The 24,285-nt window shown below is 50.8% G+C and carries 23 protein-coding genes; 14 read left to right on the forward strand and 9 right to left on the reverse strand.

Going from position 1 to position 24,285, the window contains the following annotated elements; translation table 11 throughout:
- Positions 1–9: 9 nt before the first annotated feature.
- The 5 genes from ACPAOP_RS08660 to ACPAOP_RS08680 all read left to right on the forward strand — a co-directional run bounded on the left by ACPAOP_RS08660 (position 10) and on the right by ACPAOP_RS08680 (position 4,517).
- Positions 10–738, forward strand: a complete 729-nt coding sequence (locus ACPAOP_RS08660) for an arginyltransferase (RefSeq protein WP_423707650.1) — start codon at positions 10–12, stop codon at positions 736–738.
- Between the two features lie 139 nt (positions 739–877).
- Positions 878–1,927: a quinone-dependent dihydroorotate dehydrogenase gene (locus tag ACPAOP_RS08665; protein WP_423707651.1), complete on the forward strand. Its 1,050-nt coding sequence runs from the start codon at positions 878–880 to the stop codon at positions 1,925–1,927.
- Positions 1,928–1,975: 48 nt separating this feature from the next.
- Positions 1,976–3,019, forward strand: coding sequence for an aldo/keto reductase (locus tag ACPAOP_RS08670; protein ID WP_423707652.1), 1,044 nt, complete (start codon positions 1,976–1,978; stop codon positions 3,017–3,019).
- Positions 3,020–3,242: 223 nt separating this feature from the next.
- Positions 3,243–4,028: a substrate-binding periplasmic protein gene (locus tag ACPAOP_RS08675; protein WP_423707653.1), complete on the forward strand. Its 786-nt coding sequence runs from the start codon at positions 3,243–3,245 to the stop codon at positions 4,026–4,028.
- A 168-nt stretch (positions 4,029–4,196) separates the two neighbouring features.
- Positions 4,197–4,517 carry a hypothetical protein gene (locus tag ACPAOP_RS08680; RefSeq protein WP_423707654.1) on the forward strand — a complete coding sequence of 107 codons (321 nt, stop codon included), beginning with the start codon at positions 4,197–4,199 and terminating at the stop codon, positions 4,515–4,517.
- A 90-nt stretch (positions 4,518–4,607) separates the two neighbouring features.
- Here the strand turns inward: ACPAOP_RS08680 and ACPAOP_RS08685 are convergent, their stop codons facing one another.
- Complete coding sequence (locus ACPAOP_RS08685; RefSeq protein ID WP_423707656.1) at positions 4,608–5,537, reverse strand: peptidylprolyl isomerase; 930 nt, start codon at positions 5,535–5,537, stop codon at positions 4,608–4,610.
- Positions 5,538–6,138: 601 nt separating this feature from the next.
- Between ACPAOP_RS08685 and ACPAOP_RS08690 the strand changes: the two genes are divergently transcribed.
- Positions 6,139–7,395 (forward strand): OmpP1/FadL family transporter, encoded by a 1,257-nt coding sequence (locus ACPAOP_RS08690; RefSeq protein WP_423707657.1) that lies wholly within the window; start codon positions 6,139–6,141, stop codon positions 7,393–7,395.
- A gap of 296 nt (positions 7,396–7,691) precedes the next feature.
- Here ACPAOP_RS08690 and ACPAOP_RS08695 read toward each other — a convergent pair whose 3' ends face one another.
- The 5 genes from ACPAOP_RS08695 to ACPAOP_RS08715 form a co-directional block, all read right to left on the reverse strand.
- Complete coding sequence (locus ACPAOP_RS08695; protein WP_423707659.1) at positions 7,692–9,551, reverse strand: family 2A encapsulin nanocompartment cargo protein cysteine desulfurase; 1,860 nt, start codon at positions 9,549–9,551, stop codon at positions 7,692–7,694.
- Positions 9,526–10,455, reverse strand: a complete 930-nt coding sequence (locus tag ACPAOP_RS08700) for a family 2A encapsulin nanocompartment shell protein (protein ID WP_186885682.1) — start codon at positions 10,453–10,455, stop codon at positions 9,526–9,528. Before ACPAOP_RS08700 ends, ACPAOP_RS08695 begins: the two co-directional genes overlap by 26 nt.
- Before the next feature lie 97 nt (positions 10,456–10,552).
- Positions 10,553–10,825, reverse strand: coding sequence for a helix-turn-helix domain-containing protein (locus ACPAOP_RS08705; RefSeq protein WP_423707661.1), 273 nt, complete (start codon positions 10,823–10,825; stop codon positions 10,553–10,555).
- Complete coding sequence (gene epsC, locus ACPAOP_RS08710) at positions 10,825–11,799, reverse strand: serine O-acetyltransferase EpsC (protein ID WP_423679720.1); 975 nt, start codon at positions 11,797–11,799, stop codon at positions 10,825–10,827. The genes ACPAOP_RS08705 and epsC overlap by 1 nt, the downstream gene beginning before the upstream one ends.
- A gap of 88 nt (positions 11,800–11,887) precedes the next feature.
- On the reverse strand, positions 11,888–12,406 hold the full coding sequence (locus ACPAOP_RS08715; protein ID WP_423707663.1) for a rhodanese-like domain-containing protein: 519 nt from the start codon (positions 12,404–12,406) through the stop codon (positions 11,888–11,890).
- A 793-nt stretch (positions 12,407–13,199) separates the two neighbouring features.
- On the opposite strand from ACPAOP_RS08715, the gene ACPAOP_RS08720 reads away from it, so the two are divergent.
- From ACPAOP_RS08720 to cobA, 7 genes are all read left to right on the forward strand, one after another.
- On the forward strand, positions 13,200–13,973 hold the full coding sequence (locus tag ACPAOP_RS08720) for a sulfite exporter TauE/SafE family protein (protein WP_423707665.1): 774 nt from the start codon (positions 13,200–13,202) through the stop codon (positions 13,971–13,973).
- Between the two features lie 49 nt (positions 13,974–14,022).
- Positions 14,023–15,729: a nitrite/sulfite reductase gene (locus ACPAOP_RS08725; RefSeq protein ID WP_423707666.1), complete on the forward strand. Its 1,707-nt coding sequence runs from the start codon at positions 14,023–14,025 to the stop codon at positions 15,727–15,729.
- 23 nt (positions 15,730–15,752) lie between these two features.
- Positions 15,753–16,274 carry a DUF934 domain-containing protein gene (locus ACPAOP_RS08730; RefSeq protein WP_423707668.1) on the forward strand — a complete coding sequence of 174 codons (522 nt, stop codon included), beginning with the start codon at positions 15,753–15,755 and terminating at the stop codon, positions 16,272–16,274.
- Positions 16,271–16,984 carry a phosphoadenylyl-sulfate reductase gene (locus ACPAOP_RS08735; RefSeq protein WP_423679725.1) on the forward strand — a complete coding sequence of 238 codons (714 nt, stop codon included), beginning with the start codon at positions 16,271–16,273 and terminating at the stop codon, positions 16,982–16,984. Before ACPAOP_RS08730 ends, ACPAOP_RS08735 begins: the two co-directional genes overlap by 4 nt.
- A 66-nt stretch (positions 16,985–17,050) precedes the next feature.
- On the forward strand, positions 17,051–17,986 hold the full coding sequence (gene cysD, locus ACPAOP_RS08740; protein ID WP_423707670.1) for a sulfate adenylyltransferase subunit CysD: 936 nt from the start codon (positions 17,051–17,053) through the stop codon (positions 17,984–17,986).
- Positions 17,986–19,305, forward strand: coding sequence for a sulfate adenylyltransferase subunit 1 (locus tag ACPAOP_RS08745; protein ID WP_423707672.1), 1,320 nt, complete (start codon positions 17,986–17,988; stop codon positions 19,303–19,305). Before cysD ends, ACPAOP_RS08745 begins: the two co-directional genes overlap by 1 nt.
- Positions 19,306–19,309: 4 nt before the next feature.
- Positions 19,310–20,074, forward strand: a complete 765-nt coding sequence (cobA, locus tag ACPAOP_RS08750) for a uroporphyrinogen-III C-methyltransferase (protein WP_423707673.1) — start codon at positions 19,310–19,312, stop codon at positions 20,072–20,074.
- A gap of 16 nt (positions 20,075–20,090) precedes the next feature.
- Here cobA and ACPAOP_RS08755 read toward each other — a convergent pair whose 3' ends face one another.
- Genes ACPAOP_RS08755 through lptF form a run of 3 tightly spaced genes read right to left on the reverse strand, consistent with a single transcriptional unit; the run spans position 20,091 to position 22,725 of the window.
- The gene (locus tag ACPAOP_RS08755) at positions 20,091–20,462 is read right to left on the reverse strand and encodes a sirohydrochlorin chelatase (RefSeq protein WP_423707674.1); all 372 of its coding nucleotides are present in this window, start codon (positions 20,460–20,462) and stop codon (positions 20,091–20,093) included.
- Positions 20,462–21,592, reverse strand: coding sequence for an LPS export ABC transporter permease LptG (gene lptG, locus ACPAOP_RS08760; RefSeq protein ID WP_423679730.1), 1,131 nt, complete (start codon positions 21,590–21,592; stop codon positions 20,462–20,464). Before lptG ends, ACPAOP_RS08755 begins: the two co-directional genes overlap by 1 nt.
- A complete protein-coding gene (lptF, locus tag ACPAOP_RS08765) occupies positions 21,589–22,725 on the reverse strand; it encodes an LPS export ABC transporter permease LptF (RefSeq protein ID WP_423707675.1) in 1,137 nt (378 codons plus the stop codon). Before lptF ends, lptG begins: the two co-directional genes overlap by 4 nt.
- A gap of 50 nt (positions 22,726–22,775) precedes the next feature.
- On the opposite strand from lptF, the gene ACPAOP_RS08770 reads away from it, so the two are divergent.
- The gene (locus ACPAOP_RS08770) at positions 22,776–24,284 is read left to right on the forward strand and encodes a leucyl aminopeptidase (RefSeq protein WP_423679732.1); all 1,509 of its coding nucleotides are present in this window, start codon (positions 22,776–22,778) and stop codon (positions 24,282–24,284) included.
- Position 24,285: the final 1 nt, after the last annotated feature.

Consider the following 24,285-nt stretch of genomic DNA (forward strand, 5'->3'; position numbering starts at 1 on the left):
TAAATCACCGTGACGCAACTCAACGAACTTCCTTTTGCGAGCATACAGTTTTATGCAACCGCGCCCTACCCTTGCAGCTATCTGGAAGGGCTGGAGGCGCGCTCGCAAGTGGCGACACCGGCGCATCTGATTAATGCAGACACATATTCAGAACTGGTCAGAAAAGGTTTCCGGCGCAGTGGTATTTTCATCTATCGCCCGTATTGCGACGCCTGCCGTGCCTGCACGCCGGTCAGAGTCAGGGTGGATGAATTCAGCGAAAACCGCAGCCAGCGCCGGGCGTGGAAAAAACACGCGAATCTGACAGCACGCGTGACGACACTCGCGTATTCGCACGAACACTATGAACTGTATCAGCGCTATCAGAATCAGCGTCACACCGGCGGTGGCATGGATAACGACAGCCGCGAACAATATGCGCAGTTTCTGTTGCAAAGCCGGGTCAATACCCGTCTGGTTGAATTCCGCGACGAACACCATGTACTGAAAATGGTCAGTATCATCGACGTACTGAGCGACGGCTTATCATCCGTCTATACTTTTTTTGAACCGGACGACGCGACTGCCTCGTATGGCACGTACAACGTTTTATGGCAAATTCGGCAGAGTGAGGAATTAAAACTGCCTTACGTTTACCTTGGCTACTGGATTGCCGCCAGCGCCAAGATGGCTTATAAAACCAATTTCAAGCCGCTCGATGCACTGATGCATGGACACTGGCAAACGCTGTCAGCCTGACTGGCTGCAAACTACCCGAAAATCTACCAATAATGCCGACAAACAGCACAAATATACTCCCCCCAGTATTTTTTAAAACTCCCTATTTACGCTGACAATCAGGCATTTTTCTTATATACCCCCATTTTCTATCAATATCATGGCAAATAACCTACTTTACTCGCTGGCACGTCCGCTGCTGTTCGCAATGGAACCGGAAGCCGCCCACCACTTTGCGCTGCCGGCTCTGCGAGGTTTCTGCAAGCTCGGTCTTGGTGGTCTGATCAGCAAACCTGCCGACGATGTGCGCACCGTCATGGGGGTGCATTTCCCGAATCCTGTCGGGCTGGCGGCGGGATTGGATAAAGATGGCGCCTACATCGACGGGCTCGCCGCGCTGGGTTTTGGCTCGATAGAAATCGGCACCGTCACGCCGCGTGCGCAGCCGGGTAATCCGCAGCCACGCATGTTCCGCCTGCAAAAAGCAGAAGCGATCATCAACCGCATGGGATTCAATAACGGCGGCGTTGATGCATTCGTCAACAACGTACAGTCGTCACGCTTTTATCAGGAAAAACAAGGCGTCCTCGGCCTGAACATCGGCAAGAACGCCGACACGCCGATAGAACGTGCCGCCGAAGATTATCTGCACTGCCTGCAAAAAGTGTATCCGTACGCGAGTTATGTGACGGTAAATATTTCCTCACCGAATACCAAAAACCTGCGTCAGTTACAAGGCGCTGGCGAATTAGACAGCCTGCTGTCGCAACTGAAAGACGCCCAGCAACGCCTGGCCGATCAGCACAAACGTTACGTGCCGGTGGCACTGAAAATTGCACCGGATATCGATGCCGAGCAAATCAAAACGATCGCTGACACCCTGTTACGTCACAAAATAGATGGTGTCATCGCCACCAACACCACCATCACACGCGATGCGGTGCAAGGTCTGCCGCATGCAGAAGAAGCCGGCGGTTTATCCGGCAAACCGGTCTTTGAATTATCGAATCGCGTGATCCGCGCGCTGAAAGCAGAACTCGGAGAAGAATTACCTATCATCGGCGTCGGCGGCATTTTCTCCGGCGAGGACGCGGTAGCAAAAATACAGGCGGGCGCATCGCTGGTACAACTGTATTCCGGCCTGATTTATCAGGGCCCGGCGGTGATCAGAGAATGTGCCGCCGCGTTGCACAACGTACGCTCGTATTAATTTAAAAATGCTGGAACAATGCTTGATGAATAATCGTTGAGAGAAAAAATGCAAACAACACACCTCGGCAACAGTGATTTAAAAGTATCCAAAATCTGCCTCGGCACCATGACCTTCGGTGAACAAAACACCGAAGCTGAAGCACACAGCCAGCTTGATTACGCCTTGGAACGCGGCATCAATTTTATCGACACCGCAGAAATGTATCCGGTCATGCCCCGCGCCGAAACGCAGGGAAAAACTGAACAATACATCGGCAGCTGGCTCAAAAAATCCGGCAAACGCCGCGACATTATTCTCGCCACCAAAGTCGCGGGTCCGGCCCGTGGCATGCAATGGATACGGCAAGGTCAGAATGATCTGAATGCAGCCAATATCCGCGCCGCTGTTGATGCCAGCCTCAAGCGATTGCAAACCGATTACATCGATCTCTATCAGTTGCACTGGCCAAGTCGCAACGCACCTATCTTCGGACAAAAGCAGTTTGACCCGGCGCTGGAACGCCCGCATACCGCAATTGCAGAAACGCTAAGCGTATTGGATGAGCTGGTCAAAGCAGGAAAAATCCGCGCCATCGGCGTCTCAAATGAAACTTCATGGGGCGTCAGCGAATTTATCCATCAGGCGGAAAAGCTGCAGGCACCACGCATCGCGTCGATACAAAATGCCTACCATCTGATGAACCGCGCCTTTGAACAAGGGCTGGATGAAACCTGTTTCCGTGAAAATGTCGGCCTGCTCGCCTACAGCCCGCTGGCCTTCGGCCAGCTGACCGGCAAATATGCGGATGATCTGAATGCGCATGGCCGGCTGACCCTGTTCCCGCCAAGCTGGAGCCCGCGTTACACCCGTCCGCTGGTATTGGAAACGGCGAAGCGTTATGCCGATCTGGCACGGGCAAACGGCCTGACGCCCACCCAGCTCGCACTCGCCTGGTGTTACTCACGCTGGTTCGTCGCCAGCACCATCATCGGTGCAACCAGCCTGAAACAACTCAAAGAAAATATTGATGCTTACGAAGTCGAACTCAGCGATGAGCTGATTGCCACGATAGAAAAAATCCACGAGGAGAGCCATAATCCGGCGCAGTGATGTAAATAACATCGATACAATCGCGCTCAAGGGCAGACGTACAGGCATCGATACGCCTGCCCGTTCTATCAATAAAATTGATCAAACTTTTTTGAGGCAGGATGTTTTAAAAATCATATTAAAAATCGTCGGCATATGCTGTCAGTCTCTGTAATTTGATAGATGTCTGCGCATTTTTTTGTCAGATCAAACCAGATCCTTAGCCACTGAGGAGCGCCATCAGATGCATCATAAAACAGATACCAATGCAAAATGGACGCACCGGCTTCTGGCGATTTTTTTTATTTCCTTGCTCGCTGTTTCCGCAATCCGCACAGCAAAGGCTGAGACGCTGGTTCTGGCCGCAGCAGACAGCCGGCCAACGGCCTACATGAAAAATGGCAAACCTGCAGGGCTATTGGTCGATATCGTTACCGAGGCATTCCGCCGTGCTGGCTATCCAATCAGAATAGAATTAAAACCATGGGCGCGTTGCCTTTCCGAAGTACGCGATGGCACCGTTGACGGCGTATTTTCTTCGTTCAAATCCCCCGAGCGTGAAGCATTTCTAAGTTTCACCGCCATACCTGTCATGACCCAGGTTGAAGCGCTATTCGTTCGCACAAATTCCACGATCCAGTTTGACGGCGACTTATCAAAATTAGCGCCGGTAAAAATCGGCGTCATTCAGAGCACCAGCTACGGCGAAAAAATTGATGGCATGATCAATACCGGCACTTGGAATAAGGTCAGCAAAACAATCAGTATCGATTCTTTAGTCAGAATGCTGGCAGCAGAACGTTTTGATCTTGCTCCCAGCTATCGCGATGTGTTTCTGACTGCAGCAAGAAAAGCAGGTGTGGCAGATCAAATCAGAGAACTAAGTCCCAGTGTTGAATCTGTCCCTAGCTATCTGGCATTCAATAAGAAAAAGGATTATTCCAGGACCATCACCGCCTTCAACAAAGCCATGGAAGAAATGAAAAAGGATAAAACTCTGGACATCATCACGGAGCAATACACAAAATAATCTGCATATCTATTAAGCTTCTGCTGGTTCAACAACACGGCCCCATCATCTGCAGGTATCAATAAAAAATATTTGCACAGTACTTTGTTTCACGATAGGCTTGATTACTGTCGTCATTTGCAAACTTCGTAGTCTGTCTTTTCGATCAAATCAAAAAGGAGTACCGACATGTTGCGCTCGTCATCTATCCTCAGCAAATCCCTGATTTGTCTGACTGTACTCACAGGCATTATTCTGATGTTCGCACAAAGTGCGGTACCGGATGTATCAGTCTGGAAAGTCCTGTTGTACGCATCTGGCATGATCAGCGCGCTGGCGATCTGCCTGTTATCGGTGATATTTGTGTGCGCCAGTTTCAATCAATGGAGTCTCAGACATCGTGCCATCGATACAGGGTGGCTGTGGTTCAATGCCAACCCGCCAGGCTTGGACACACTCAGAAAACCGGCGGGTGCTGTGACAGAAAATAAGACAGAAAAAATTCAGTAATGTCAGAGTGAATTTTTCCTCGCAATAAAAAAAGCACATTCAATGTGCTTTTTTTTATTTGTCGTCCACTTGATAGCAACAAGGAAGTATTCAGTTTTTTTGCTGGCGTACCGGTAAAGGCACATTGCATAAATCTATATAACCTGCCGGGACTTTATACCATTCGCCACCACGATTTCTCTGTGCTGCGACAATCGCTTTAAACGTCGCAGATTCAGTACGAATGATTTCCAGTTTGCTGCGTTCCGCTTCCGGCACATCCGCCGCAACTTTCATCGCAACGATAGGTGTTCGTTGTTCCGGCTTCTCATAAAAGCCCAGTGCCCCAGTGCCGCGTGGCAGTGTCGTCAGCAATTCCATGCCTTGCATGACGCGCCCGACTACGGTGATATTCCTGTCTAACTGACGTGGTGCATGGCCGGTCACCACATACAAGGACGTGCCGTTGCCACTGTTTGCTTCATTACCACGGGCAACGCCAACGCTGGCATAACAATGTGCGAGCCAGGCTCTGCCTGACTTAGGATCTCTGCCCGCTGCAAAGCCATTCGCATGTCCCACCTGCGGCGCATAACCATCCGCATCCGGCAAGCGAGTGAATGGCAATAGCGGGGAATAAGGCACCGTAAATTCCGGCTCCAGATTTTTCTTCGCGGTTTTCAGTTCCCGTTTTTCATCCGGGTCCGCCCATTGCACGACATAATTTTCCTGTGAACGCACAATAGCTAAACCATCGAAATAGCCTTCGCGTATCAGCGCCTTGATATTTGCCGCATGTTGCGGGGCGAAATCCGGTGCAAGCTCAATCACGACGCGGCCTTTTTCCAACTCCAGATACAAAGTATTTTCCGGATTCAAAGCACGCCAGTCCGCAGCAGAGGACGCCTTGATCAGTTCGGGCATGGTCTTCGCCGATTTGACTGGCAAATCTTTGGCCAGCGCCGGAATTGCAAAACTCAGCGCGGCGAGCATGGTTCCGGTAAGAACACGGGAAGCAACAACAGTACGGCGAGAAGACATAGACAGGCTCCTGAAGAAATGAGAAAAATAACTGCGCCGCCCGATGTTAATACAAATAATATAAAACAGAGCAACAATTTCCCGCTGGTGTGTGATCACATCAAACTGGCTATTACACTAAAAAAATATCGCTCATCTGATACCGCTCCGGGTTGACAACAGCACAGCAAATCGATCTGACATCCTGTCGCCATCGTAGCCGGTCAGACTGAAAAATTCGCCGAGCATTTACCTGAATTGCGTGCCAGCACGCCTGTTCTTCTTCAAGGATGAAGGAATCATTTTTACGAATCTATCGATCAGGCGCATCCCGAAAGCGACATGACCAAAAGACTGCATTCAATGCGTCTTGTCTTTTTTAAGCAATAAAAATTCCAGATATTTTTATCGTTTTTTTCTTATGACAAATTCTGTCGCTGCGTTTTACCTGTGACAAAGTCTCTGCGGAAATTAACTGGCACTAAATCATATATGCAAATATAAAAATAATAGTTCCTTGTTTTTTCTATCGAAGATTAAATCTCGTCTGAACGCCATTCCGCATTTAATCAGGAGCGTGGTCAGATTGAAATCTGCCTGCTCTGTATTTAACGAGACTTCTATGAAACAAGCAAAATTACAATTCAACATCATGGCATTGAGCTTGCTGACGGCATCCACTGCCTTTGCTACCGACGGCTATTTTTCTCATGGCTATGGTGTTAAAACTCAAGCCACCGGCGGTGCGGGCATCGCCTTGCCACAAGACAGCCTGGCGGCGGCCAGCAATCCCGCCGGGATTGCATGGACAGGAAACCGTGTTGACGGCGGGCTCAGCTGGTTTAGTCCCAGCCGCAATACCGAGATCACCGGAAACGGTGTTCCCGGAGTCAATGGCAGCTACGACGGAAATGATAAAAAGAATTTCTGGTTACCCGAATTGGGCTACACCAGACAGTTGAGCCGGGATATCAGTGTTGGTATTGCGGCTTATGGCAATGGCGGCATGAATACCGATTATGGTAAAAATCCTTACGCCGGATTTGGCAGTAAAGGCAGCGCCGGTGTCAATCTGGAACAGTTATTCATCTCACCGTCACTGGCATACAAAGTCAATGATCAGCATGCATTTGGTGCAGCCGTCAATTTTGCTTATCAACGATTTTCAGCAAAAGGCGTCAGTGTTTTTTCATCTGCGTCCATCGACAGTAAAAACCTGACCGATAACGGCAATGACAGCTCGACCGGCTGGGGACTGCGCTTGGGCTGGACCGGACAGATCACACCCGAGCTGACACTGGGTGCGACCTGGGCATCGAAAGTCAAAACAGGCAATTTTGAAAAATACCGTGGCCTGTTCGCGCAAGGCGGCGGATTTGATATTCCGGAAAATTACGGTGTTGGTCTGGCATACAAGGTACATCCGCAATTAACGCTGGCAGCCGATCTGCAACAAATCAAGTACGGCGATATCAGTTCCATCGCCAACCCTCTGGCAAACTTATTTGCCGGTAATCCACTCGGTTCTGAAAAAGGAGCAGGCTTTGGCTGGCGCGACATCACTGTCGTCAAAGTGGGTGCAATCTATGATTACAGCAATGATCTGACCCTGCGTGCCGGCTATAATCACGGCGGTCAAGCTGTTCCTGCAAGCGAAACTTTTTTCAACGTTCTCGCACCGGGTGTGGTGCAGGATCATCTGACGCTGGGCGCTACATACAAGCTTGCGAACGGTGCTGAGCTCAGTTTCTCTTATACGCACGGCTTCAAAAAGACTGTCAATGGCAACAATTCGATTCCTGCATCTTTTGGTGCCGGGAATGCGAATATCTCTCTCAGCGAAAATATTGCCGGCGTCGCTTACGGCTGGAAATTCTGAACGCTTCTGAGGTAGCAGTCTGCTTTCCTTACCTCAGCACATGTTCCCCCTGTTCCAGTTCAAAGGAACCACGGCTACCAGTGGCAACGAAAAGCGGTCGCACTCTTACAGCAAAGAAATCCCGACGCACACCCCAGCCAGCGTGAAATTGGAGTATCTGCCAGCGATAACATCAAAGAAACATGAAATACAAGCCGTATCCCTGAATGACACAGGAATACGGCTTTTTGACAGCTGCAATCAGAATTGACTGATGCCGCGACGCTGATTTGTCAACGACAGCCAGTCATTTTTTCTCAGCTTCGGCGGGTCGCCGACAAGCGTTTGACCACCGCGATCAGGCGGTCAATTTCATCGCAGGTATTGTAGAACGCGAACGAAGGACGCACGGTTGCCTCAACACCAAAGCGACGCAATATCGGTTGTGCGCAATGGTGCCCTGAACGTACCGCAATGCCTTCCTGATTCAGCGCATGCCCGACTTCTTCCGTTTTGTAGCCAGCGAGAACAAACGATGCGACACTCGCTTTGGCATGAGCCGTGCCTATCAGGCGTACGCCAGGTATGCTTTTCAGACCATGGGTTGCATACTCAAGCAAAGCATGTTCGTACAAAGCAATTTTTTCAAGACCGATACGTTCCACATAGTCGATCGCAGCGCCCAAACCTACGGCATCGGCAATATTGCCGGTACCAGCCTCAAAACGTGCTGGTGCAGGTTGATATTGGGTGTGTTCAAACGTCACATCCGCAATCATATTGCCGCCGCCCTGCCACGGTGGTAATTGCTCCAGTAAAGCCTTTTTACCGTAGACAACACCGATGCCGGTAGGGCCGAATACTTTGTGTCCGGAAAACACATAGAAGTCGGCATCCAGCGCCTGTACATTGACACGCAGGTGCGACACTGCCTGCGCACCATCCACCAATACTCGGGCGCCGGCACTATGCGCCAGCGCAATGATTTCCTGTACCGGTGTGATGGTACCCAGTGCATTCGACACCTGCGTGATCGAGACCAGACGGGTCTTGCTGTTGAACAGTTTGCGATATTCATCCAGCAGAATCTGGCCGCTGTCATCCACCGGAATCACCCGTATCACTGCGCCCTTTTCTGCCGCCAGCTGTTGCCAGGGAACGATGTTGGCATGATGCTCAAGTTGCGACACGATGATTTCATCACCGGCACCGATAAACTTTTTACCGAAAGTATTGGCGACCAGATTAATCGCTTCCGTTGCACCGCGAACGAAGATAATTTCCTCTGGCGACGCCGCCCCCAGAAAGCGTGCCACGGTATTGCGCGCACCTTCGTAAGCATCGGTTGCCCGCGCTGCCAATTCGTGTGCAGCACGATGAATATTGGAATTCTCGTGTGCATAGAAATAGCTGAGCCTGTCGATCACTGATTGCGGCTTTTGCGTCGTCGCGGCATTATCAATCCAGACCAGTTGTTTGCCATTCACACGCTCGGCCAATATCGGAAAATCGCGCCGTACGGCATGGATATCAAATGGTGCGGCCAAAGCAGGATTCGCAGCGCGGGGAGCAGCATCCCAGTAATTTTGCTCGCCTTGCTGAAAATAATACGTGGCCGACAATTCATTTGCCGGTGTGGTTGGCGTGGCTGTCGCCGTTTTTGCCGGATACAACTCTCCTAACAAACGCTGCAATTGATCCTGTCCTGGTAAGCCAAAAGCGCGGGCGCTGACCTGATCGCTTCCTGCCGCCTGCGCCGCCAGACTATCCAGCCCCGTATCCGCCGACGGATCAGCATGTTCCCCGCTTAAAAAATAATACGGCGAACCTGCCCCACCAGTCTGAGGCCGGGACGGCACAACGCTGCTACCACCGTTGTGCGGCAAGGCCGCCGCATAGATCGCGGGTACACCTTGCGCGATGCTCGGTTCTGCCACTGGTGCTACATGTGCAGACGAACTGATTTGTGGCTCGATAACAGGTGCTTTCCCGGCAGGAGACACCGGCGCTGGCTGCGGCTCGTTCAGGTACGACAATCCCGGCAGGAATTGCGCAGCCGCCTGAGCAGCACCTGGCACCAGCGCGAAGAATTCAGATGCCATGCGATTCAGCAGTGCCTCATCCGGCACACCGTCCGCAGACACCTGACTATTATTTGTAGGTGTCAGGATAGTCATGGTATTTACCGATCTCAACATCATCCAACACAGCCAGGGCATCATCCGTCAACACTGCCAATGAGCAGTAAAGAGAAATCAGATAGGAAGCAATCGCATTACGGTTAATGCCCATAAAACGTACTGACAAACCAGGGCTCTGTTCACCAGCCAGCCCGGGCTGGAACAGACCAACCACCCCTTGCCGTTTTTCACCGACGCGCAGCAAAATGATTTTGGTTTTGCCGTCTTCAATCGGTAATTTGTCAGATGGAACCAGAGGAACACCGCGCCATGTCAGGAATTGCGAACCAAACAGGCTGACTGTCGGTGGAGGAACACCGCGACGCGTGCATTCGCGGCCGAACGCTGCAATCGCCAACGGATGCGCGAGGAAAAAGCCTGGCTCTTTCCATACTTTGGTCAGCAGATCGTCTAGATCGTCCGGTGTCGGTGCGCCAGTCAGCGTCGATATGCGCTGATCATCATGCACATTCGCCAGCAGACCATAATCAGGGTTATTAATCAGCTCGCTTTCCTGACGCTCTTTGATTGTTTCTACGGTCAGACGTAATTGTTCTTTAATCTGATCGTGCGGGCTGCTATACAAATCGGAAATACGGGTATGCACATCCAGTACGGTAGCAACTGCATTCAGGAAATATTCGCGCGGTTGCTCTTCATAATCAACAAACGTTTGCGGTAATTCAGATTCGTCACGCTGAGAACAGGCAACGCGCACATCCTTAGGATTTTTTACTTTATTGAGCCGGTAAATACCTGCTTCAACAGGCAGCCATTGCAGCAGATGCACCAGCCAGCGTGGAGAAATGGTTGATAACTGCGGAACGGTTTTGGTTGCATTGGCTAACTGACGGGCAGCATTATCGCCCAGTGCAAAATTCGGCGAAGGTACATCAGACATAGGTCACTCCATGAGTAAGTGGATTTATCGGACTGCAAAAAATAACAACAAAAAAAATTCATCGGATAAGACAGTGTCTGATTCCCATCGCCCTCATTCAACATGCTATCGCCATCAAGGACATCTTTTGCATTGCCTGGGCATGGCGTACATCCTCACAGCGAGCCAGCAGTTCTGACATACGCAGACCTAATGCCAGCGCCAGCTTTTCCATCGTCACCAAAGACGGAATCACTTTTCCGCGCTCAATCTCGCCTATATAAGACCGATTCAGATTTGCTTTTTCCGCCAGCATCTCCTGCGACCACTGATGTGCATCTCGCGCCTGACGAACGGCAATGCCAAAGCAATTGCAAAGCTCTTTCATCATCACTCCGGACGAGGCGCTTCGACATTCTGTTCATGGCGCAAACTCGCCTGACTGACATGGCTGCCGGGTGCTACGTCATTCGTGACCCAGACATTGCCACCAATCGTCGCGCCACGTCCCAGCGTGATCCGTCCTAAGACGGTCGCACCGGCATAAATGACGACGTCATCCTCAACGATGGGGTGGCGCGGCAATCCTTTCTGCAAGTTGCCTGCTTCATCGGCGGGAAAACGTTTCGCTCCAAGTGTCACGGCCTGATAAATACGCACGCGCTGACCAATGACCGCGGTTTCACCAATCACCACACCAGTACCGTGATCAATGAAAAAACCGGGGCCAATCTGCGCACCGGGATGAATATCAATGCCGGTCTGGCTGTGTGCAATTTCTGCGACGATACGTGCCAGTAAAGGTACGCCCAGCAAATACAATTGATGTGCAACCCGGTGATAAATCATAGCCAGCACGCCGGGATAGCAGAGTAATACTTCATCGACACTGCGGGCGGCAGGATCGCCCTGATAAGCGGCAATCACATCGCTGTCGAGCAGGCTGCGTATCTGTGGTAAACAGCGGGAAAAAGTGCGTACGATAGATACCGCCTGGTCTTCGGTATGCAGCACATGATGATTGTTATAGCGCGACGCATAACTCAGTTCCAGTCTCACCTGCGCCAGCAATGAATGGAGAACAGAATCAAGGGTATGCCCGACGTAAAAATCTTCACTTTCCTGACGCAATTCAGGCGGACCAAGCCGCATGGGAAATAGCGCTCCGCGTAAATCTTCGAGTATTTTTGTCAATGCGTCCCTTGATGGCAGCTCGCGTCCACCCGGTTCTGCTGAGCGCACTTGGCGGCTGCGCCATGCCTGACGAACAGTAGCCAGCTCACTGACAACCTGCTCGATACCGAATAACGAACTACGCTGCTTTATGGGCGTATTCGATTGATTATCCGTTTTAATATTAGTCATCACTCTGCTCAGTTCAGGTGAGAAACAGCTTGCGGCTGACAAAATCAACAGGCGCCGTTGCTGGCTCTTTGCAATCCTTGATATCTGCCTAATCCTGAACCCAGGGTAAGGAATGCAGGCGCCAGCCGCCGATCTGACCGCGTTGCTGATTCTCATTAATTTCACCCTCAAACCCCTCGGTGATATTAAAGACGTTCACAAATCCAGCCTTAGTCAGCACTTCGGCCGCTGCTGCCGAACGTTTACCACTGCGACACAACAATACAAATACGGCGGTCTTATCTTTAAGTTTGCTTTCAAATTCCTTGACGAAGCGCGGATTACGGGTCAGCGCGGTACCTGTCGCCCACGCAATGTGCTGGCTGCCGGGAACATGGCCAACAAACTTACGTTCTTCATTTGTACGAACATCCACGAGAGAGGCGGCGCCAATCTGCACAAGACGCCATGCATCCACCGGTGTCATGCTGCCGGCAAAAGGTAATTGTTGTTGAATAGCATCCGCTTTTGCATAGGAAAGCAGGTTTGCTGCATCGTCAATGTGGTCAGCAGACGTAACACTGGCGGAAGAATAAGCATCATTAGGAGTCATCGCAGAATCTGTCATCACTATCTTTCAAAGCAAACGATGTATTGAATAAACATCGTTATGACAAAACTGTAGCGAAATCCCTAAGAGTGGAAAACGAATTAAAACGCGATTATTTATACAAATTCCGATGAACGATTTCTCTCGTCACTGCCGGCGTGCAGGCGACGCCAGTCAGCAAACGCAGATAAACGCCGGGATGAGCGCGTTAAAAAGCCCCCGCTAATGACGGCAGAGGCTTCAGATTGATCGTTCAGCATCTTCAGTTGTTGTTGCAGATAAGCAGAAAAAAGTCATCATTCATTTTTCAGCTTTTCACATCGCCCATCCTGATAAGGTCCAGCAACGCGTTCCCAGCCTTCACCGGGCGAAGTCTGCGAACAGAGTTCTGCCTCTTTGATTTTGCTTTTCCACTTGTACCACGCAGCAGGTAAAGCAAATGCCGTGCTTATCAAAAGAACGCAGCACACTGCCGTGAAAAAACATCGCTTGTTGTCAGTGATCGAATTGCGCATGATGAATACCCTGCTATGTCGTCGTTGCAACGCATTGCCCATCAGTCAATGGGCTGCTACCGTGACCAGAAATCATATTATCTCAGTCAGGCGAATTCCGGATACCCCGGTCTGTGGCGATAAGGCCCTGATTTGAAGCGAATCGCGCCCCCCATCCGGAGCGTGAGGAGCACAGCATCGCGATCAAACATCAGCAAATATCGATATATCAAAACAACATATAAGCAAATAAATACTAAGTAGTTTGGAATAGCGCTGAATTTCATTACGATCCCATGTACTTATTGTGGGGCGACATGAATTTAACTTATATATTTTCCGGTTTTGCAGTTGGCACCCTGGTCGGACTGACAGGTGTCGGTGGGGGCTCGTTAATGACGCCCCTGCTGACCCTGTTGTTTGGCGTTTCCCCGACTGTAGCAGTTGGCACCGACCTTGCATTCGCCTCCATAACCAAGGCCACCGGCACATTGACGCACCGTTTACGCGGTACTGTGGAATGGCGCGTGGTGCGCCTGCTGTGTTTAGGCGCTTTGCCTGCGGCGATCCTCGCCACCTTCGGTCTCAAGTATTTTGGCGGATTGAACAAAGAAATTGGTCAGCTCATCCGTTACTCTATCGCTGGCTCCGTCTTACTGACCGTGCTTGCGCTGCTCTTTAAAAGCAAGATGCTGGCGTGGCTGAATGAACATCCGGAAAAACAATTGTACGGGCGCAAACTGGATATGGCCACCATCTTTTCCGGTGCGCTGCTCGGTACACTAGTGACGATTTCCTCCATCGGTGCGGGTGCTATTGGCGCAACCTTACTGGTGATGCTGTATCCGAGAATGTCGTCAGCACATATTGCAGGTACAGATATCGCCTATGCCGTTCCACTGACCGCGATTGCTGCGTTCGGACACTGGTGGCTGGGATCGATAGACTGGGCATTGCTGGGAGCATTGCTGATAGGCTCGCTCCCCGGCATTACCTTGGGCTCGCTCGCAGCACGGGCGGTACCGGAAAAATTGTTACGTGGCATACTCGCGACAACGCTGACGCTGGTTGCCGCCAAACTCATACTGTAATCAATCATTCAGACAGCGCGATCCCAAGCGTATTTTAAGGACACACAAGATGTATCGTTACGACCAACACGATCACCAAATCATCAAAGAACGTATTGCGCAATATCGCGATCAGGTACGTCGCCGTCTCGCCAACGAATTGACAGAAGAAGAGTTTCTGCCTTTGCGTTTGCAAAATGGTTTATACCATCAGCGCCATGCATACATGCTGCGTATCGCGGTGCCGTATGGAATGCTCTCTTCTGATCAGTTGCGCAAGTTTGCGTTTATTGCACGTAAATATGATCGTGGTTATGGCCATTTCACGACACGTCAGAACATTCAGTTCAACTGGATTAATCTGGAAGACTCGCCAGCGATTCTGGAAGAATTAGCGACCGTTGAAATGCACGCAATTCAGACTTCCGGTAATTGCATGCGCAATATCACGTCCGACGAATTTTCCGGTGTTGCGGCTGATGAGCTGATTGATCCGCGTCCGTATGCAGAAATTCTGCGTCAGTGGACCACGTTCCATCCGGAATTTGCGTACCTGCCGCGTAAATTCAAAATTGCGATTAATGGCGCCAAAGAAGACCGCGCTGCAATTGCGGTGCATGACATCGGTCTGACAGTGGTGCAGAACGATGCTGGCGAAATCGGCTTTAAAGTCATGGTCGGCGGCGGTATGGGACGCACGCCTATCCTCGGCACCGTGATCCGTGATTTCCTGCCGTGGCAACATGTGATGACGTATCTGGAAGCGATACTGCGTATTTACAATCAGTACGGCCGCCGAGACAACAAATACAAAGCACGCATCAAGATACTGGTGAAAGCGATAGGTGCCGATGTCTTTGCGCAGCAAGTGGAAGAAGAATGGGCGCAAATTAAAGATGGTCCGGCGACGCTGACCGAAGCGGAGTTCCGCCGCGTATCCTCTTATTTCACTGCGCCTGCCTACGCAAGCCTGCCGGCAAGCGATGCTGCTTACGAACAACATCAAGCAGATAACAAGGCCTTCGCTAACTGGGTCAAACGTAATGTCAAACCTCATAAAGTCGCGGGTTACGCCAGCGTCGTTTTATCACTGAAAAAACCCGGCGTTCCGCCAGGTGATGCGACAGCAGACCAGATGGACTTTGTGGCAGATCTGGCTGATCGTTACAGCTTTGGTGAACTGCGTGTCACGCATGAGCAAAATCTGGTACTGGCCGACGTGCAGCAATCAGCGCTGTTCGATTTGTGGCAAGAGGCAAAAGCACATGGTCTGGCAACACCGAATATCGGCCTGCTGACCGATATGATCTGCTGCCCGGGCGGCGACTTCTGCGCACTAGCAAACGCGAAGTCGATTCCGATTGCGCTGGACATCACCGATCGTTTCAACGATCTGGATTACCTGCATGATATTGGCGATCTTGAATTGAATATGTCGGGTTGCATCAATGCCTGTGGTCATCATCACGTTGGCAACATCGGCATACTCGGCGTCGATAAAGACGGCAGCGAGTGGTATCAGGTATCGATAGGCGGCGCGCAAGGCAATAATGCAGCGATCGGTAAAATCATCGGACCTTCGTTCTCTGCAGGGCAAATGCCGGAAGTCATCGATCGTATCATTCAGGTGTATCTCCGTGAACGCATCGATAACGAGCGCTTCATCGATACCGCACAACGTCTGGGCATCGCACCGTTCAAAGACTTTGTCTATGCAACACCGATCAAAACGACCGAACACTATGGTGAAGACGCTGGTTCGCCGGTGGCTTATTAAACTGCGACAGAAGAAAGTAGATGATGCAAGAGATTATCAAAGACAAAGCCATCGTTCAGGATGACTGGACAGTATTGCGGCTGGCAGAAAATGAGACACCGGATGCAATTGATGTCCCGGCAGGCAAAGTCATCGTGCCACTCAAAGTCTGGCTGTTACAACGAAATGTGCTCGAAAAGCGCACAGATATTGGGGTTTGGTTTTCCAGCGACGAACAGGCAAAAGATTTAGGGGGCGACATTGCCCGTTTCAACCTGCTCGCGGTGGATTTCCCGAAATTCGCTGATGGGCGTGGCTATTCCATCGCTTATCACCTGCGTTCACGCTTTGGTTTTAGCGGCGAGTTGCGCGCGATTGGTGATGTGCTGCGTGACCAGCTGTTCTACATGCAGCGCGTAGGCTTCAATGCCTTCGCTGTGCGCGCCGACAAAAATATCCATGATGCGATCAAGGGTCTGACCGATTTCTCTGAGAAATATCAGACTTCCTGGGATGAAAAAAATCCCCTGTTCCGTCGCGCTGAACGTCCAGGAGTCGCCAGATGACTGACTTTGACACACGACTGGCAACAACCAAAGCAACGCTCGAAAAAATTGCTGCAGAATTTACGCCGGCAGTTTTCGCATCGAGTCTGGCGGCAGAAGATATGGTGCTGACCGATCTCATTTTGCGCAACAAACTGAACATCGGCATATTTTCTCTGGAAACCGGTCGCCTGCACGCAGAAACACTGGGGATGCTGGATGCGGTTAAAAATACTTACGGTACTGCGATCACGCTATTCAAGCCGGAGGCCGCGGCCGTTGATGCCTATGTCCAGCAACACGGCTTGAATGCATTTTATGACAGCGTGGAACTGCGTAAAGAATGTTGTCGTATTCGCAAAGTCGAACCACTGAATCGCGCGCTCGCAGGAAAAAAAGCCTGGGTGACAGGACAGCGCCGCGCGCAGGCTGCCACCCGTACCGAACTCGCGGTACAGGAAGACGACATCGCGCATGGCATGCAAAAATTCAACCCGCTGGCGGACTGGTCGGAAGAAGATGTCTGGCACTATATCCGCAGCAATCATGTTCCGTACAACCCTTTGCACGACAAAGGCTTTCCATCGATCGGGTGCGAGCCTTGTACGAGAGCGATACAGCCAGGAGAAGATGTACGCGCAGGTCGCTGGTGGTGGGAAAATCCTGAATCAAAAGAATGTGGTTTGCATGTCGTCGATGGCAAACTGATCCGTATAAAACCGGCAAACTAAATAAGCAAACCGTGCAAGCGGGCTGAAACTGCAGACCCTGAGTTGACAAAGAAACGAGAAGTGATCATGAATACTGTCGTCGAACACCATTTTATTGATGCTGCGAGCAATCGCCATCTGGACTGGCTGGAATCTGAAGCCATCCATATCATGCGCGAAGTCGCTGCTGAATGCAGTAACCCTGCCCTCTTATTTTCCGGAGGCAAAGACTCCATCGTCTTATTGCGTCTGGCTGAAAAAGCTTTCCGTCCGGGTAAATTTCCGTTTCCGCTGGTACATATCGATACGGGCCATAACTTCCCTGAAGTGATCGCCTTTCGCGACAAACGCGTCGCTGAACTCGGTGAGCGGCTGATCGTCGGCTCGGTTGAAGAATCCATCAAGCGTGGCACCGTGCGCCTGCGCAATCCGGCAACGGATTCACGCAACGCGGCGCAGGCGGTGACATTGCTGGAAACCATCGCTGAACACAAATTTGATGCCTGCATTGGTGGCGCGCGTCGCGACGAAGAAAAAGCCCGCGCAAAAGAACGCATTTTTTCTTTCCGTGATGAATTCGGTCAATGGAATCCGAAAGCGCAGCGCCCTGAATTATGGGATTTGTATAATACCCGCGTACATCCGGGCGAAAACATGCGCGTCTTCCCGATTTCAAACTGGACCGAACTCGACGTCTGGCAATACATCGCGCGCGAAAAACTCGAACTGCCACAAATTTATTTTGCCCACGAGCGCCAGGTCATTCCGCGTAACGGCCTGCTGGTGCCGCTGACTGATCTGACACCGCCACGCGACGGCGAAACCATAGAAACGCAGATCGTCCGTTTCCGCACCGTTGGCGATATCTCCTGCACCTGCCCGGTCTCGTCCGATGCAGCGACAGTTGAGGCAATTATTGCCGAAACAGCGATCACACAAATTACCGAACGCGGCGCAACCCGCATGGATGATCAGACATCAGAAGCATCGATGGAAAAACGTAAAAAAGAAGGATATTTCTAATGAGTGCCGTTGAACAAATAAACGCCAATATCAATAAAGAACGCGGCTTGTTACGTTTCATTACGGCAGGCTCAGTTGATGATGGCAAGAGCACTTTAATCGGTCGTCTGCTGTTCGACAGCAAAGGTATCTTTGCGGATCAACTCGATGCAATTTCCCGCGCCAAACATAAGCGCACTGTCGGGGACACGATAGACCTTTCTTTACTGACCGATGGTCTGGAAGCGGAACGCGAACAAGGCATTACAATTGATGTCGCCTACCGTTATTTCGCCACGCCCAAACGTAAATTCATTATCGCGGATACTCCAGGTCACGAGCAATACACACGCAACATGGTGACAGGTGCATCGACTGCCGATGCCGTCATTATTCTGGTCGATGTCTCGAAAGTGAAGCTGAATGCGGATGGCAGCGTTGATCTGCTGGTACAGACCAAACGTCATTCAACAATCGCCCATTTACTCAAAATTGAACACGTAATCGTCGCAGTCAATAAAATGGATCTGGTCAACTATGATCAGAGCGTCTATGACCGCATCGTCGCTGAGTACAAGAAATTCGCAACGCAATTAGGACTGACCGATATTCATGCTGTGCCGTTGTCCGCACTGGCAGGTGATAACGTAGTAACAGCGACCGATAAAATGCCCTGGTATCAGGGACCAACTCTGATTGACCTGCTGGAATCACTCAGCGTCTATGATGCCAGCCACGATGAACCGTTCCGCTTTCCAGTGCAACTGGTGGCGCGTCACAACGGCCATGAAGCAAACGACTTCCGCGGTTATATGGGTCGCATAGAAGCAGGAAAAGTCAGCAAGGGCGATAAACTGATCGTTCAGCCTGGTGGCCAGACTGGCGCGGTCAAAGACATACTGACACTGGATGGCTCACTGGATACCGCAGTTGTGGGCCAGTCTGTGACGATACTGTTGAATGAATATCTGGATATTTCCCGTGGCGACATGCTGGCAGGTGCAGATCGTCCCGCGACACTGCTAAAAACAGTCAAAGCAGATTTATGCTGGTTGTCAGAAGATGCTCTGGATGTGCGTCGCAAATACATACTCAAACACACGACCCGCCAAGTATCTGCCAGAGTGACTGCCGTTGATACGCTGCTCGACATCAATACACAGCAACGGCATCCGGCCGACAGTCTGAAACTGAATGATATTGCGACGGTCTCCATCAATGTTCAGCAAGCATTGGCGGCCGATGCTTACGATGATTTGCGCTCGACAGGCGCATTCATCCTGATCGATGAAGTCACGCACCAGACCGTTGCGGCAGGCATGATTCGTCTGGAAGCTTAACGCGATGACAGCGTCATACGGCAAGGTCTATCTGATTGGTGCGGGACCGGGTGCCGCCGACCTGATCACGGTGCGCGGTGCTCGCTTGCTGGCGAGCGCAGATGTCGTGCTGTATGACGCTTTAGTCACTAATGAAATGCTGGAACTTTGCCGGCAAGCAGTCCAAATCCCCGTTGGTAAACGGAGTGGTCAGCGCTCAGCCGCACAGGAACATATCAATCAGCAGCTGATCGAGAACGCATCCAAATACCAGCTGGTCGTACGACTGAAAGGGGGAGATCCTATGCTGTTCGGACGTGCAGATGAAGAGCTGACTGCGTTAGAAAAAGCGGGGATTGCATACGACATTGTTCCGGGCATTACGACGGCACTCGCCGCTGCAGCCAGCATCCGCCAACCACTGACCAAACGTGGCGTCGCACGCAGTGTCGCCTTATTCACGTCCAGTACCGCCCCGGGGGAAACAGCAGATACCCGCATTCCTGAATGCGACACCTTGGTTCAGTATATGGGTGGCCGCGAGGCGATGCTGACAGCACAGCGTATGCTGGATGCCGGCTACCCAGCCAGCTGGCCTGTCCGTATCGTTGAAAACTGCAGCCGGAAGGATGAGCATCAGGCCAGCCTGAATCTCGGTGAATTAGCACGGGGTTTGCCAACCGGTAGCGGCCCGGTGCTGGTGATGATGGGGGAAGCGATGCGCCCCCGTCAAACTGAGCAAACAGATTACCAGCAGTCATTAGATAATAATGCTGGTAATACTGCCTGATAGCGCCGAATACTGCTTATATCTGGCTGAGGCAATAATCCCGGATCGCGTTCAGTACAGTTTCATCCTCGCCGACGGCTGTTGACAGCTTCAGTTCAAGCGCGGGATATTCGGTACGTAACTGATCCAGCAATACCGGTAAATCGCGTAAAACGTGACCACCCTGTCCCAAAAAAATCGGTGTGACAGTGATATTGCGAATTCCATCCGCTGTCAGACGGCGCACAAGCTCAGGCAAGGCCGGTGACATAAATTCTAAAAATGCCAGCTCCACACTGATGTCCGGAGAGGCTTCCTGGGTCATTTTTTGTAAGCGCTGAAACGGACCAGCCCAGCGCGGATCGCGGGCACCATGCGCAAAAAGTATCAATGCCGAAGTTTTATTCATCAGTTTCTTTCAACATAGCGCAGGCCTGCCAGCGCCAACCCTAAAAATAAAACACTGGGTACCAGAGCGGTCACGGCAGCTGGCCAGGTGTTCAGTAAGCCTATATGTGAAAATAAGCTGTTAATCAGGTAAAACACCATGCCTATCATGATGCCGCTGAATATCTTCAGACTGATCCCACCACTGCGCACATGCAGATAGGCAAACGGTAAGGCTAAGGCCATCATGACCAGCGTTGCAAACGGATAGGTCACTTTCTTCCAGAATGCGATTTCATAACGTTCACTGTCTTGTTTATTGTCATTCAGATGCTGAGTGTAGGCGGCCAGATCCAGTGCGGACATACGATCTGGATCAGCGAACAAGACCGAAAGAATATCCGGCGTGACCTCAGAGACCATGTCGCTGGTGCTTAACGGCTGGCTTTTTACGTTGGCGATATCTTCGGCTGACAATGTCTTGGGAAACGAGGTTTCAATCACATCCGACAAGCGCCAGACGTTACTGCCCTGATATACTGCACTGCCGGCAGTAACTTCTCGTACGAGTTGAAAATTTTTATCAAACTCAAACATCTTTACGTCTTTTAATTGACGATTAGGCAGAATTTCCCTGACATTCAGAAAACGCGAGCCAATCACTTCACCGCTGAGACCATGTTCACGAATCAGGTCTTTCGTCCACAGGCCCGTTCTGAATTGCTGAGTTTCAGATGCACCAATCGCTGTCAGTTTGATGCGCTCGGCCAGCTTGGTCGAATAAGGTGCAATCACCTCACCAAAAAGAAAAGTCAGAGCAACGAATACCAGGCCGATTTTGATTAATATCGTTCCGGCCATCACCGTTGACATACTCGCTGCCCGCATGATGGTGAATTCAGAATTCGATGCAAACTGCGCAAGCACATAAATCGTTCCGATCAGAACCGCAATTGGCATAAATTCGTAAATGTAGCCCGGCATACCAAGACTGACATACAGCAGCGCATGTTGCAGACGATAACCACCTTTATTCACTGACGGCAATTCGCTCATCAGATCAAAAAAGGAAAATAAGGCAAGCAAGGCGACCATGACGAAGAGAACCGCACGCACGATCTCTGAGGCAAAATATTTTTGCAAAATTCTCATGCGACGCTTTCTTTCTCTTTGCTACGTAAACAAGCTTTACCTCTGGACCACAATACCAGCGGATGCCAGCGATGATTGACTTCAATTCGCCAGAAAAACAAGACTAATGTCATCAAGATAGCTATCAGATGCACTGGCCACCATGCCATAGAAAATTCAATGCGTCCCTGCGATACCATCGCCTGAAAGATGTTGACCACGTTCAGATAAATAATCACGACCAGCAAGGCGACAATTAAATTCGCCGAGCGTCCCACGCGCGGATTCACATACCCGAGCGGAATCGCCAGTAACATCAACGCCGTACACATCAGCGGCAGTGAAATCCGCCACAAAAATTCCGCTTTTTTATTAGCATCAGGCTTATCGAGCAATATTGTCAGCGGCATCGATTTGGCCGACTGATCGCCAACGATAGGACCGTTCTGACTTGAGACGAGAACGCCGTATTTTTGGAACTGCATCATTTGAAAGTCGGGCGCGGTAGGCAAGCCATCGTAACGACTACCCTGGCTCATCACCAGAAATTTATCACCGTATTTATCAATCTCTATCATGCCTTCTTTGGCGACAACCACACTCGACTTTCCATCGCGTACGGTATTGATAAAAATATTCTGCACCTTGCTCAGATCGCCGGCGACTTCTTCAACGAAAAACACACGATCCGAAGACGAAGATTCCTGAAATTTACCCGGCGAGACTTTGGCAATATCCGAGCGTTTATCGTAGCGCTCACGAAATTCCACACTTTGCTGGTTCGCCCACGGAGTGACGATAAAACTGAGCAAGCCCGTTAAAACTATCCATGGCATACCGAAGCGTAAAACCGGGCTTATCCATTGCCGCAGACTCAGCCCTGAAGCAAACCAGACCACCATTTCAGAATCCTGATATGCCCTGGTCACCACCAGTAGCACCGAAATAAAGCCGGTCAGAATCAGCAAAATCGGCATGTTCATCAGAGACGTGAACGCGATCAGCGCAAGTACATCGCCAGATGCAACTTTTCCGCCGGCGGCTTGTCCGAGTATTTTGATGAGCATCACCGTAATCGTGATGACGAAAAGTGTTGCAAAGACGGCGCCTGCGGCACTGAGTAATTCGCGTCTGAGCGAGCGTTGAAAAATCATGGGAGGGATTATAATGCCTGTTTTACGAGACTTACCAAGAGGAGTAATAAGTGGACTTTAGCATAAAAACAATCGACGCAAAAAGTGCCTCAACTGCCTACAAGACGATGAAAACTGCCTGTATCGTCGCCGGCGTATTCGAAAATAAAAAACTGTCTGCCGCAGCAGCAAGTCTGGACAAGCAAGGCCTCATTGCCGCAGCATTGAAATCCGGTGACATCAGCGGCAAACCGGGTTCCTCATTATTGCTCCGTAACGTCGCAGAAACGGCAGCAGAACGGGTGTTACTAGTTGGTCTCGGTGAAGCAGCCGATACGGTTTCAGAAAAAGCGTTTCAGCAAGCAGTGCAAGCCGCGGCCCGCAGTTTAGCAAACCTTGGTGCAAATGATGTCGTTATTGCGTTGCCGGAAGTAAAAGATCGTGACATTTCATGGTCTGTGCGCACAACCGTTCTGGCTTTCCGCGAAAGTACTTTCCGGACGGACGGCTTGAAAAGCAAAAAAGACACGGCAACTACCGGAGTCAAAAAAATCACTGTTGCCGTCGCTTCCACTCAAGCGGCAGCGGCTAAAACTGCTTTATTGCAAAGCGAAGCCATGGCGAATGGCATGGATCTGACCAAAGAACTGGGTAATCTTCCACCAAACATTTGTACACCGACATATCTGGCAACCACCGCCAGAAAAATTGCGACCGATTATAAAATGGTCGCTGAGATTCTGGATCGCAAACAGATTCAGGCACTCAAAATGGGCAGCTTCTTGTCGGTCACCAACGGCACAGTCGAACCACCTAAATTTATCGTACTGAAACACAATGGCGGCAAAGTCAAAGACGCTCCAGTTGTATTGGTCGGCAAAGGCATCACTTTTGACTCTGGCGGTATTTCCCTGAAACCCGGCGCAGGCATGGATGAAATGAAATACGATATGGGCGGTTCTGCGTCCGTACTCGGCACGATGCGCGCTATCGGTGAGATGAACCTGAAACTGAATGTGATCGCGATTATTCCTACGTGCGAAAACATGCCTTCCGGTAGTGCCACCCGTCCTGGTGACATCGTCACATCGATGTCTGGTCAGACAATTGAAATCCTGAATACGGATGCCGAAGGTCGCCTGATTTTATGTGATGCACTGACGTATGCGGAGCGCTTCAAACCGGCGGCAGTGATTGACGTCGCCACACTGACTGGTGCCTGCGTTACAGCACTTGGCCATCATAATTCCGGTTTATTCACACGTCACGATGATGCACATGACAAACTGGCGGCAGAATTGCTGGCTGCTGGTAAAGAGACTGGTGACACCGCATGGCGTATGCCGATAGAAGAAGCATATAACGAGCAACTGAAATCAAATTTTGCCGATATGGCCAATATTGGCGGCCCGGCTGGCGGCAGTATTACAGCAGCCTGCTTCCTCGAACGCTTCACCCGCAAATATACCTGGGCGCATCTGGACATCGCTGGTACGGCATGGAAATCAGGTGCAGCAAAAGGAGCGACCGGACGTCCTGTGCCCTTGCTCACGACATTCCTGATCAACCGCGCAGGCTGAT

Source organism: Undibacterium sp. WLX3042, from assembly GCF_049544825.1.
Taxonomy (GTDB): Bacteria; Pseudomonadota; Gammaproteobacteria; order Burkholderiales; family Burkholderiaceae_D; genus Undibacterium.

Excerpts from the sequence above, each read along its gene's own strand:
- ACPAOP_RS08715 (WP_423707663.1), bottom strand. The coding sequence starts at position 12,406 with ATGACAGATTCTGCGATGACTCCTAATGATGCTTATTCTTCCGCCAGT.
- lptG (WP_423679730.1), bottom strand. The coding sequence starts at position 21,592 with ATGAGAATTTTGCAAAAATATTTTGCCTCAGAGATCGTGCGTGCGGTT.
- ACPAOP_RS08730 (WP_423707668.1), top strand. The coding sequence starts at position 15,753 with ATGCAAGAGATTATCAAAGACAAAGCCATCGTTCAGGATGACTGGACA.
- cysD (WP_423707670.1), top strand. The coding sequence starts at position 17,051 with ATGAATACTGTCGTCGAACACCATTTTATTGATGCTGCGAGCAATCGC.
- ACPAOP_RS08670 (WP_423707652.1), top strand. The coding sequence starts at position 1,976 with ATGCAAACAACACACCTCGGCAACAGTGATTTAAAAGTATCCAAAATC.
- ACPAOP_RS08745 (WP_423707672.1), top strand. The coding sequence starts at position 17,986 with ATGAGTGCCGTTGAACAAATAAACGCCAATATCAATAAAGAACGCGGC.
- lptF (WP_423707675.1), bottom strand. The coding sequence starts at position 22,725 with ATGATTTTTCAACGCTCGCTCAGACGCGAATTACTCAGTGCCGCAGGC.
- ACPAOP_RS08695 (WP_423707659.1), bottom strand. The coding sequence starts at position 9,551 with ATGACTATCCTGACACCTACAAATAATAGTCAGGTGTCTGCGGACGGT.
- ACPAOP_RS08725 (WP_423707666.1), top strand. The coding sequence starts at position 14,023 with ATGTATCGTTACGACCAACACGATCACCAAATCATCAAAGAACGTATT.
- ACPAOP_RS08685 (WP_423707656.1), bottom strand. The coding sequence starts at position 5,537 with ATGTCTTCTCGCCGTACTGTTGTTGCTTCCCGTGTTCTTACCGGAACC.
- ACPAOP_RS08735 (WP_423679725.1), top strand. The coding sequence starts at position 16,271 with ATGACTGACTTTGACACACGACTGGCAACAACCAAAGCAACGCTCGAA.
- ACPAOP_RS08705 (WP_423707661.1), bottom strand. The coding sequence starts at position 10,825 with ATGATGAAAGAGCTTTGCAATTGCTTTGGCATTGCCGTTCGTCAGGCG.
- epsC (WP_423679720.1), bottom strand. The coding sequence starts at position 11,799 with ATGACTAATATTAAAACGGATAATCAATCGAATACGCCCATAAAGCAG.
- cobA (WP_423707673.1), top strand. The coding sequence starts at position 19,310 with ATGACAGCGTCATACGGCAAGGTCTATCTGATTGGTGCGGGACCGGGT.
- ACPAOP_RS08680 (WP_423707654.1), top strand. The coding sequence starts at position 4,197 with ATGTTGCGCTCGTCATCTATCCTCAGCAAATCCCTGATTTGTCTGACT.
- ACPAOP_RS08720 (WP_423707665.1), top strand. The coding sequence starts at position 13,200 with ATGAATTTAACTTATATATTTTCCGGTTTTGCAGTTGGCACCCTGGTC.
- ACPAOP_RS08665 (WP_423707651.1), top strand. The coding sequence starts at position 878 with ATGGCAAATAACCTACTTTACTCGCTGGCACGTCCGCTGCTGTTCGCA.
- ACPAOP_RS08675 (WP_423707653.1), top strand. The coding sequence starts at position 3,243 with ATGCATCATAAAACAGATACCAATGCAAAATGGACGCACCGGCTTCTG.
- ACPAOP_RS08700 (WP_186885682.1), bottom strand. The coding sequence starts at position 10,455 with ATGTCTGATGTACCTTCGCCGAATTTTGCACTGGGCGATAATGCTGCC.
- ACPAOP_RS08690 (WP_423707657.1), top strand. The coding sequence starts at position 6,139 with ATGAAACAAGCAAAATTACAATTCAACATCATGGCATTGAGCTTGCTG.
- ACPAOP_RS08755 (WP_423707674.1), bottom strand. The coding sequence starts at position 20,462 with ATGAATAAAACTTCGGCATTGATACTTTTTGCGCATGGTGCCCGCGAT.